The 10,741-nt window shown below is 36.9% G+C and carries 10 protein-coding genes; 8 read left to right on the forward strand and 2 right to left on the reverse strand.

The features are described 5' to 3' along the window. Positions 1-766: 766 nt before the first annotated feature. From CWO92_RS05045 to CWO92_RS05065, 5 genes are all read left to right on the forward strand, one after another. Positions 767-1,948, forward strand: coding sequence for an amidohydrolase (locus CWO92_RS05045; protein ID WP_101353099.1), 1,182 nt, complete (start codon positions 767-769; stop codon positions 1,946-1,948). Between the two features lie 17 nt (positions 1,949-1,965). Further along, entirely contained in the window at positions 1,966-2,166 is a 201-nt protein-coding gene (locus tag CWO92_RS05050) for a DUF3311 domain-containing protein (RefSeq protein WP_101353100.1), read from the forward strand. Next, the gene (locus CWO92_RS05055) at positions 2,163-3,641 is read left to right on the forward strand and encodes a sodium:solute symporter family protein (RefSeq protein WP_101353101.1); all 1,479 of its coding nucleotides are present in this window, start codon (positions 2,163-2,165) and stop codon (positions 3,639-3,641) included. The genes CWO92_RS05050 and CWO92_RS05055 overlap by 4 nt, the downstream gene beginning before the upstream one ends. Positions 3,642-4,010: 369 nt before the next feature. Beyond that, positions 4,011-4,721: an SH3 domain-containing protein gene (locus CWO92_RS05060; RefSeq protein ID WP_158177154.1), complete on the forward strand. Its 711-nt coding sequence runs from the start codon at positions 4,011-4,013 to the stop codon at positions 4,719-4,721. A 143-nt stretch (positions 4,722-4,864) separates the two neighbouring features. Beyond that, on the forward strand, positions 4,865-5,005 hold the full coding sequence (locus CWO92_RS05065; RefSeq protein WP_233270143.1) for a hypothetical protein: 141 nt from the start codon (positions 4,865-4,867) through the stop codon (positions 5,003-5,005). 354 nt (positions 5,006-5,359) lie between these two features. On the opposite strand, the gene CWO92_RS05070 is transcribed toward CWO92_RS05065, so the two are convergent. Then, entirely contained in the window at positions 5,360-5,986 is a 627-nt protein-coding gene (locus CWO92_RS05070) for a TVP38/TMEM64 family protein (RefSeq protein ID WP_101353104.1), read from the reverse strand. Between the two features lie 111 nt (positions 5,987-6,097). Continuing rightward, complete coding sequence (locus tag CWO92_RS05075) at positions 6,098-6,958, reverse strand: YitT family protein (RefSeq protein ID WP_101353129.1); 861 nt, start codon at positions 6,956-6,958, stop codon at positions 6,098-6,100. Positions 6,959-7,532: 574 nt separating this feature from the next. Here CWO92_RS05075 and CWO92_RS05080 point away from each other — a divergent pair. The 3 genes from CWO92_RS05080 to CWO92_RS25915 all read left to right on the forward strand — a co-directional run bounded on the left by CWO92_RS05080 (position 7,533) and on the right by CWO92_RS25915 (position 10,700). Then, entirely contained in the window at positions 7,533-8,015 is a 483-nt protein-coding gene (locus tag CWO92_RS05080) for a sigma-70 family RNA polymerase sigma factor (protein WP_101353105.1), read from the forward strand. A gap of 424 nt (positions 8,016-8,439) precedes the next feature. Beyond that, positions 8,440-10,401: a DVUA0089 family protein gene (locus tag CWO92_RS05085; RefSeq protein ID WP_235851560.1), complete on the forward strand. Its 1,962-nt coding sequence runs from the start codon at positions 8,440-8,442 to the stop codon at positions 10,399-10,401. Positions 10,402-10,424: 23 nt separating this feature from the next. Beyond that, positions 10,425-10,700, forward strand: coding sequence for an Ig-like domain-containing protein (locus CWO92_RS25915; protein WP_235851561.1), 276 nt, complete (start codon positions 10,425-10,427; stop codon positions 10,698-10,700). Positions 10,701-10,741 lie beyond the last annotated feature (41 nt).

The raw sequence follows: 10,741 nt of genomic DNA on the forward strand, positions 1-10,741 counted from the left end.
ATCTTTACCGTCAATCATGCACTTTTCCTAATATTTTATATTGTCCATCGATAAGTTCAATCGCATTCTGATTCTTAAAAGAGTCGATTTGAGTGACTCTGTGTTGGGGTTCCCCTTCCAAATTAACGCTTAAATCAATGGGTAAAATTTTTAAGACGGACTTCAATTTGTTCTATAATTATTTCATTTTCATTATAGGGGTTGTTTGTTGATGTATCGTTTACTAAAATTTCCATCGTTTGAACTATTAGGTTTTTCTTTTTGAAGGATGGCAGGAAGAAAGAATAATTATAAATTCCATTTTTTACATAATATCAATTATAACAATCGGTGCTTTTTCATATGAATACTAGTTAACCTCGGATTAGTTTAAGTAAATGTTATTCTAATAAAATATTCTAGAACATCTAATATACCTTTCAACAAATCACGAGCTGTCCTATTGAATTCCCAAACTAATCCACTAGTTATGCTGTTTTGCCGCACAAAACGCCTGATTGTCCCCCTCAAAAAAACTCATCTCCCCTCTGCAAAGCAGAAATAGACTTTTCCCGGCATCACTGTATCCATTACCTTTCCCTTCAAAAAATCTTTTACGCTTTAAAGTAGCATGGTTCCGCCTCGGAATCATGGTGTACCTGGCACCCGTAGCCAAAAAATACTTGATTCTAAAATAATTTAGGTCTATCATAAAAAACATAAATTTTATACAAATTCCGAATAGTATAAAATTACAATCAAATTCTCTCGAAAGGAATCTTGCATAATGGTCAAGGTAGATTTTCAACACGTATGTTTGAAAGAGGTATTTCAAGATGCTATCGAATGGAGGCGTTATTTACATGCCCATCCGGAACTGTCCTTTCACGAAGTAAACACAGCTAAGTTCGTTTATGAAACTTTAAAGTCTTTTGGGGGCATTGATGTTACCCGGCCCACCAAGACAAGCGTGTTAGGAGTGTTAAAAGGCTCCTTACCTGGGAAAACCATCGCTATTCGAGCTGATATGGATGCACTTCCTATCGAAGAAAAAAGCGGGGTGCCTTTTTCCTCCCAAACGCCTGGGGTGATGCATGCTTGTGGACATGACGGTCACACAGCTATTCTCTTGGGGACTGCAAAATTCTTATCACAATGTAAGGAGGATATCGCTGGAGAAATACGTTTTATCTTTCAACACGCGGAAGAACTTTATCCCGGCGGTGCAGAGGAACTTGTCCAACATGGGGTGATGGATGGGGTGGATGTCGTAATTGGAACGCATTTATGGTCTCCGCTTGAAATCGGAAAAATCGGCATCGTGTATGGACCGATGATGGCAGCTCCTGACACCTTTCAAATTTTTGTAAATGGCAAAGGCGGACACGCTGCAATGCCACAGGATACCGTGGACAGTATTGCGATTGCCAGTCAGGTTGTGACAAATCTACAGCATATTGTTTCAAGAAATATTGATCCTTTAAAGCCTGTTGTGATTTCTGTGGCGAAGTTTGTCGGTGGAACAACCCATAATGTGATCCCGGGATCTGTTGAAATCATGGGGACAGTACGAAGCTTCGATCCAGAAGTCCGCAAAGAAATTCCAAAGCATATGGAGAGAATTGTAAAAGGGATAACAAGTGCTCATGACGCGGATTATGTGTTTCGTTATGAATTCGGGTATCGTGCCGTTATTAATCATGAGGAAATCACAAAAGTTATGGAAGACACCGCGATTGAAGTGTATGGAAAAGAGGATGTTGTACGAATGGATCCAACCATGGTGGGCGAAGACTTCTCCGCATATCAGCAAGCGGCAAAAGGCTGTTTCTTTTATATCGGTGCAGGAAATAAGGAACAGGGAATCATCTATCCACATCATCATGAACAATTTATGATTGATGAACGCTCCATAGAAAAAGGAATCAATCTATTTGTGCATGCAGTATTTAACTTTCTTTCTCAGTAATAGACAGGAGGGATTTCATGAATGCAGTAAAACTCTTGGCGCTTGTGCCTATCATTGGAATTTTTGTCGGAGCTATTTTCTTTAATCGGGTAACCCCCATCGTTCTCGGAATGCCGTTTTTATTATTTTGGTTAGTAATGTGTACTGTTCTTTCCTCCCCTATTATGTGGATTGTGTTCAAATTTGACCCTAATCGTAAGGAGGATGAATTATTATGAATATTGCCTTAGTCATTATCTTTATTGTTCTAGTCCTCGCGATTCTATTAGGAATCCAAGCGAAAAAGGGAAAAGATATGAACCTAGAGCAATGGTCCGTTGGGGGAAGAGGATTCGGCACCATTTTTGTCTTCCTATTAATGGCAGGTGAAATTTATACAACTTTTACCTTTTTGGGAGGAAGTGGCTGGGCATATGGAAAAGGTGGGCCAACCTATTACATCATTTCCTATAGTGCGGTCGCCTATATTATGTCCTATTTCCTTTTGCCTAGGATTTGGAAATATGCGAAGAAACATAATCTCCTCTCTCAATCGGACTTTTTCGTACAGAAATATAACAGTCCCTATTTAGGTGTATTCGTTTCGTTAATTGGTATAGTCGGGATGGTCCCATATTTTATCACACAATTAAAGGGCCTTGGGCTCATTGTTTCCCAGGCTTCCTATGGAAGTATTTCTCCTACATTTGCCATCTGGATTGGTGCCATTGCCGTTACAATCTATGTCATGGTATCAGGGATTCATGGATCAGCTTGGACAGCCGTGGTGAAAGATATATTAATACTTGCTGTAGTGCTGTTTCTGGGAATTTATTTACCTATTCATTATTACGGTGGACTCGGTTCTATGTTTGAAGCAATCCATGCCAAAGATGCCAATTTCTTAGCATTGCCTGCTACAGGACAAAGCCCATCTTGGTTTATTTCAACCGTCTTATTGACCGCTTTTGGCTTTTATATGTGGCCACATACGTTTGGCTCCACCTATACTGCTAAAAATGCGAACACCTTTCGCAGAAATGCGATCATTATGCCTTTGTATTCCTTGGTTTTACTTTTTGTCTTCTTTGTGGGATTCGCTGCGATATTACAAGTTCCAGGACTAACCGGAAGCGATACCGACCTTGCCCTATTAAAAATCTCCATTGCAACCTTTGATCCCTGGGTGATTGGAATTATTGGGTCTGCTGGGGTTTTAACTGCGCTAGTTCCAGGTTCATTGATTCTCATGTCATCGGCTACCCTTTTATCAAAGAATATCTTTAAGGTAATAAAGCCGACAGCCACAAATAAACAAATTGAAAAAATAGCAAAATACATGGTACCCGTGGTTGCACTTGTAACAGTATATTATACGATTAATGGCGGCGAAACCATTGTGGCCTTACTGTTAATGGGATACAGCTTAGTTACCCAGCTCTTCCCAGCATTACTCTTTAGTCTAATGAAAAATAATTTTGTTACGAAATACGGTGCATTTGCTGGAATGGCCACAGGTGTCGCGACGGTTGCCTATGTAACCATAGCAAATAAATCTGTAGGATCTTTACTCCCATTCTTACCACAAGTTATTAAAGATCTAAATGTCGGGATTGTAGCCTTAATTGTCAATCTCTTCTTCTTAGTAATCGTAAGCATCCTGACCCGATCCATATCTGTATCCAAGCAAACAGCCGTACATTTAGAAAAATAGAATTCCAAACAATGGGATGAGTTCAACGTAAAGGGCGGGCACCCACCCCCTACGAAGAACCGTTCCTTTGCTTTTCATAACTAAAATAATACCTATAAAAAGTATCTCTTTTTTTCTATCCATGACTAAAATTAAATTGCGCAATAAACCATTTATTCATAAAGAAAAATTTTATTGCACAACAAGTCGCCTTATGGCGGCTTTTATATAAATTATATTAGGAAATTCAACACTTTCTACCTTTGTTGCGATTTATGTCAGAAACGAGCATTATTTGACTAACGATTATGATTGTACACGGATAAATACTGTTTTAGTATTAGGTGGAACAGTCTTGGATACTTAGCGCAAAAAAATGGGGGGATGGCCATGAAAAGGATAGCTATTAGTGGTTTATTATCATTCATTTTGATGTTAATGGTATTTACTCCGTTAGGCCAAGTTACAGCTGCTGCAACGAAGACTGGTGTAGTCGATATTCAAAGTGGAGTGCTGAATGTTAGAAACGGACCAGGAATAAAGTATCCAAAAATCGGTGCTTTAAAAAACAAAACAAACATTACTATCTATTCGGTAAAGAACAGTTGGCTACAGATTAAATATGGGAAAAAGAAAGGCTATGTTTCGGATGACTATGTAAGGCTTTATCGTCCTTTTTCCTCGGCTACTGCAAAGAAAATTAGTAACAAAGCATTTCGACTGGAAAGAAAAACCTGGGAAAAAAATTATACAAAATCTCAAATATTCTCACTCATGGCTCCGGGTTTTACCAAAACATATATAGATAAATATTTTAAACAGCAATACAGACCCGCAGGGAAAGATAAAAAAGGAAATCTATTATATCATATTATTGAAACTGAAATTTGGGGATTAGCTCTTTATCCAATCGATTGGAAGCCAGCATATGAACCAAAGAAACCGACTGTTACGTATTACATAAAAAACGGCCGCGAATACTTATCCATTTCCCAATATCACTTAAATGACGAAAGTGGAAATAAAACAACGACAATTTGCTTCATTAAAAGTAAAGGCAATTGGTTTATATATGATCACAAGGTTAAATACCACCATTAATAAGTACATTCATCTGCTGCCCGATGGCGGCTTTTTTTATTTTCTCCAATGTACTGCGTTTTATCATGTTACATTTTTCATGGATATTTTACTTCGATATGCACAATATAGTAGAACATCAAAACGTAAGGAGTGCAGTGAAAGTGAAAGAAGAGAGAAATAAAGAAAAAACTATAACAGACTTATTTGGGGTAGAAGCGGAGATGAGTCTGCAATCTGTTCATTTTGCGACAAGTACGGAAAACCCTTATTTAAATGAACATGTACAAGAGGATAAGGAGTAGTGAGCTAAATACAGAAAAGCAGCCCCTGTTATGATGGCTGCTTCCGGTTTAAATTTCTCTAATTGGTAGCTAATGGATATCTGTTCTTATTGAGATTGGTTTCAAGTCATCTTGGTACTGCTTTATTAATGATGAAAATTCCTTAGTAAAAAATTTAAGGCGACTTCAACAGTCGCCACGTAGAAAGTTTGCGGAAAAATAGGAAATTCCACAGTAAGCATATTACCATACTTTGAAAATTTTTACAAATTTAATATTTATTCAAAAACATTCGATTTCATGAGCTAAGGTCAAAAGCTTATTAAGTAATTTCCTTTTTATACCCTAAACTATTTGTGTTGCCTAGTAGTCGCTTCATCTCTTCCTTGCCTCTGTTTTTTTCTTATTCATATAAAGCATTAATATCACTGTAATTACTAATAAGTAGCACGCATAAATGCTGATGGATAGCAATTTGTTTTTCGCAAATAAACTACCTGCAAATGTTGAAATGACGATATTGGGGAGTTTCCCAATGAGAGTTGCTGTTATAAATACTAACCAAGGAACTTTACTTACCCCGCTTAAAACATTTAATAATGGTGATGGTACCACTGGAACTAAACGTAGAAATAATATCCCCATAAATGCATTCTTTTCAAAATATGCTTCATATTCCTGTGATTTCGGATACTTACGGATTATTTTTTGTACCCATTCTTGAAAACCGTATCTGGCCATTAGAAACATGGTAGAAGTCCCGAGGGATATCCCGATTATGGAAATAAATATCCCTTGCCAGACGCCAAAGACCGATCCTATAAGACCAGCCACTAGTGGATAAGGCATTACAGGAAAGAACACGAGTAGTGCAACAAAAAAGATGCTAATTATTATGGCCATACTTTCCCCTGATTGGATGACATCAAGCATGGCTGATTTTTTGGTATAGGCGAAAATAATAATAATGACGGAAAATAGGATGGTTAGTAGTTGCTTCAATGGTTTACCTCTACTAATTAATATTTAATTTTATTTTACACGAATTAATGCTTCCTTCAATTGTAAAATGCGTCAATATACAAAAAAGGATCCTCATTTTTCATAGAATCCTTACCTCACACTCTTTACCAGCGATGTTTTTTCCGATTTGTATCCTTTCCCGAGAATTTCCTGGACACTGTGAACTGTCACATACGCATTTTCATCACTGGCATGAATGATGTCCTTTAACCGAACAATTTCCTGCTTACTAATAACAACATATAGTACGTCCTTATTCGTTCCAGTATAACCACCACGACCTTCTAGAACCGTAATTCCCCGTAACATCTTGGTGGTGATTTCATGAAGAATGGTTTCCGAGTGATTGGAAATAACGAAGACACCAACTCTTTCATCAAACTTGTCCCCAATAAAATCAATCGCTTTCGCACCGACGTATACAACAATTAGAGTATACATCGCTTTTTCTAACCCAATGATGAAAACAGAGCCGGCAACTACGATAATATCAATCAGCAACATGGCATTTCCAATGCTCCATCCGAAATATTGATTCGCCATTCTAGCTATAATAGTTGTTCCTCCGGACGTTCCTCCCGCTCGAAAAATAATCCCCAGGCCAACGCCGACCAACAATCCTGCAAAAATCGATGCAAGTAATGTATTATCCGTAATTGTTTTGCTCGTATTCTCCGTTACATACAGAAAACCAGAGCAGGCTGCTATCGTGATTAGAGTATAGATAATTGTTCTTTTTTCAAAAAACTTATAACCAACCAAGAAGAGCACCATATTTAAAATAAAGTTCACAACACCGGGAGACCAGTGAAATAAATAATGTGCGATAACAGTCAAGCCAATGATTCCGCCCTCTGACAAATGATTAGGAATGGTAAAATAATTAATCCCAACAGCAAAAATTAGTGCACCTATTAGAATTAGGATTATATCTTTGAAAGTTTGTTTCATTTTTAAGACTTCCTTAATTAAGTTTGCTATTAAACTATCATAATCCATCAAAACGAAAGAGAAAACCCCTTAAGTTCGTCTTATGCATACTATTTTTTATACGTTTCACACCGAAATTGGCTAAATCCGAAATGGAATCCGCCGAAAATGGCGTACAAAATCTCGTTTTGTCCGCGGTTGGTGCCTGGCACCACTAAAAATCAAAACTACTAAACACTTATGGACCAAAAATTGAAGCGAACGGACCGAAAATGCATCCGAATGGACCGAAATTAAGGGAGAACGGACCGATTTAGGCATTTAGTCCCAATCCTGCGACTTTTTATAGGATAGTATACTTTTTGCCACATAAATATACGAAGTTTACTATATTTTTAAAAAATATCCGAAAATATACCTTTTTTCAACTATCCCCCCATTAAACTGCCAGTATCCCTACATAAAAGTCTCAATATCTTCTCTTTTCGACTTCTATTTTGAAATATTCCAATTCGAACAGACAATTTTTTTCCGTTATGGTGGAGCTAACCCGGGAATACATGACAAAAGGCGCCTTTTGCGAAAGGTCTGTCGAATGAAAGAGTTTCTAGCCGTATTCCAAAAATATGAGGCGATGATTCATCATATTTTGCGTTCTCTGCGAATTTACAAAAACTATGACGAATTTTTTCAAATAGGATTGATAGCACTCTGGGAGGCAAAAGAAAGATTTGATTCGAAAAAAGGATCATTTACTAGTTTTGCTTATTTGACGATAAAGGGGAGATTGTTGACGGAGTTAAAGAAGTCTGCAGCATTAGAAGAGAGATATCGATATCCAAAAGAGGAGTTTTGGAATCTTCAGTTAGATGAGGGGGCTGATGTGCCGTTGGAAATGGAAACCTTATTAACTTATTGTGAGGGACTAACAACTAATCAGAAAAAGTGGGTGGTTGCCACCTTTCACTTAGGGATGAGCTCAGCTGAACTTGCTAATTATGAAAACGTGTCACCTTCCGCGGTGAAGAAGTGGAAACGTGGGGCGTTGGAAAAGATTAAGCAAAAGTTAGGTAGGTAAGATACAAATCTACTGACGCAACTAGCTTTCGCCAACAATGATCCGCTTGCCTGTTATAGTCCTAAATTTCGCAAGGATGTAGGAGAACAGGAAAGGAAGATTAATATAAAGAGGCTGGGACAAAAACCAAAGAAAAGCAAAAAATGTATGAAAGCAAATTTAAAACTTGGTTTCGGTTTTTTTACCTATGTTCCGGCCTCTTATCTATTAAATGTGAAATTCAGAATGATAGCATAGCACCCAATTAAGGATATATTTCTATAAGTCTATAGACGGATTAATGTGTACATTTTTCTATTTACAGAGGTATAATATACTAGTATTTTTTACCTAAAATAATATATAGAAAGGTTAGGTAGAGGATAATACAAAAAGGAAAGGAGTCCAGCTTTTCATAAATCATCAAATAAGAGGAGGACATAAAATGGGGAAAGCAAAACAAGTTTTACATATTATTTTCGTACTTGTATTAGCACTACCGGCCTTATTTTTTCAAACGAAACATATCGAAGCAAGCACGACTCAAAATTTGCCATTTAACACTACTGTTACTGGATACATTACAAATTCAAATCTGGAGCAGACATATAAAATAACATTGCCTAGGGCAGGGAAAATCAAAGTAAATGTAGATTCATATATTGGTGATATCTATTTGGATCTTTTAGATTCTAAAGGAAATAAGGTTTGGGATGAAAAGGATATCTATTATGGTACGACCACAACGCCAAAAGAATGGTCAGATGATGAGGACTTAGAACCAGGTACATATTATATTAAAGTATATCAATACGGTGATAATACTGGGAAATATACTTTAAATGTAGGCTATGATCAAGCTAATAATAATGATGTAGAACCCAATAATGGGACACTGCAAGCGCAACCCATTACGGTGAATACTCAAAACATAACTGGTTATATCAGCTGGAATGATGATACTGATTACTATAAAGTAACATTATCAAAAGCAGGCAGAATTTCAATAAATTTGGATTCCTATATAGATGAAGTTTACTTGGACCTGCTAGATTCTAAAGGAAATAAGATTTGGGACCAAAAAGATATCTACTATGGTTCTCCTAGTACCCCAAAACAATGGTCAGATTTTGTGGATTTAGAGCCAGGAACTTATTTCATTAAGATTTACCAATATGATGACTATACCGGGACTTATAATCTAAATGTCCATTACGATACGGCCAATAATAATGAGGTCGAACCAAACAATGGGACCACTCAAGCGCAGACACTAACTCTGAATAAGCAAAAGATTTCCGGTTTTATCAGCTGGAACGATGATACTGACGTTTACAAAATTACGTTACCTAAGGCAGGCAGAATTTCGGTAAACCTTGACTCCTATTTAGATGAAGTCTATTTAGACCTTTTTAATTCTAATGGACAGAAAATTTGGGACAGATTGGACATCTATTATGGTTCACCAAGTACGCCAAAGCAATGGTCTAGTTATGAGGATCTAGAGGCTGGGACCTATTATATAAAAGTGTCCCAATATAGTTACAATACTGGAAAGTACAATTTAAGTGTTCATTACACTCAAGCAAATAATAATGAGGCTGAACCAAACAATGGTACTACCCAAGCACAGACACTGGCTATGAATAAGCAAAAAGTAACAGGCTATATCAGCTGGAACGATGATACTGATTTTTATAAGGTGACTTTGCCCAAAGCTGGTAAAATCACTGTAAATTTGGATTCTTATTTAGAAGAAGTTTATCTAGATTTGTTAGATTCAAAAGGCAAACAAATATGGTATGAGGACATCTATTACGGTTCTTCCAGTACACCAAAGCAATGGTCAAATGAGGAGACTTTATCTCCAGGGACCTATTATATTAAGGTTCACAAGTATTCTGAGCATACAGGAAAATATGTATTAAGTGTAAAAGCACCATTCCTTTTACCTGCTACACCTGCTGTAAATATAGTAAGTACAAGCAGCTCTTCAGTTACAGGTAAGACAAACACACAAAGCACTGTTTATGTAAAAATCGGATCCAAAACATACTCTAAATTAAGCGACAGCAAAGGGAATTTCAAAGTTACCATTCCTAAACAAAAAACGGGAACCAAAATTTATATATATGCCAAAAATAATTATGGTACGAGCGGACAACGGACGGTTATTGTTGGCGCTCCTCCTTCCACACCAACAATTACTACCGTTAGCAATAACAGTACTTATGTTAGCGGTAAAACAAGTAAGAACAGCACAGTATCCGTAAAAATCGGATCCAAAACGTACTCTAAATCAAGCGACAGCAAAGGGAATTTCAAAGTTACCATTCCTAAACAAAAAGCAGGAACGAAAATTTATGTCATAGCTAAAAATANGCAGGAACGAAAATTTATGTCATAGCTAAAAATACCTACGGGGCTAGTTTGCAAAAAAGTGTAACAGTGGTAGATAGAATTCCACCAAGCACACCATCCGTTAATTCCATTAGTTATAAATCAAAATATATTTCTGGAAGAGCAGAAGCAAACTCAACTGTTTCAGCTTACGTTGGTAGTAAAAAAATTGGTTCTACAAAAGCAGATAAGTACGGAAAATATCAAATGAAGATTAGTCCGATAAAAAAGGGTACCTCCATTAAAGTTATTGCTATAGATAAAGCTGGTAATAAAAGCGGCGGAAAAACAGTTAAAGTGAGATAAAAAAGAAAGCGGGGCTGGGACATAACTAGCTTCAAATAATG

It is taken from the genome of Heyndrickxia camelliae, from assembly GCF_002844575.1.
GTDB lineage: Bacteria > Bacillota > Bacilli > Bacillales > Bacillaceae_C > Margalitia > Margalitia camelliae.

Coding starts and splice junctions, on each gene's coding strand:
- CWO92_RS05055 (WP_101353101.1), top strand. CDS start 2,163: ATGAATATTGCCTTAGTCATTATCTTTATTGTTCTAGTCCTCGCGATT.
- CWO92_RS05075 (WP_101353129.1), bottom strand. CDS start 6,958: ATGAAACAAACTTTCAAAGATATAATCCTAATTCTAATAGGTGCACTA.
- CWO92_RS05060 (WP_158177154.1), top strand. CDS start 4,011: ATGAAAAGGATAGCTATTAGTGGTTTATTATCATTCATTTTGATGTTA.
- CWO92_RS05045 (WP_101353099.1), top strand. CDS start 767: ATGGTCAAGGTAGATTTTCAACACGTATGTTTGAAAGAGGTATTTCAA.
- CWO92_RS05080 (WP_101353105.1), top strand. CDS start 7,533: ATGAAAGAGTTTCTAGCCGTATTCCAAAAATATGAGGCGATGATTCAT.
- CWO92_RS05050 (WP_101353100.1), top strand. CDS start 1,966: ATGAATGCAGTAAAACTCTTGGCGCTTGTGCCTATCATTGGAATTTTT.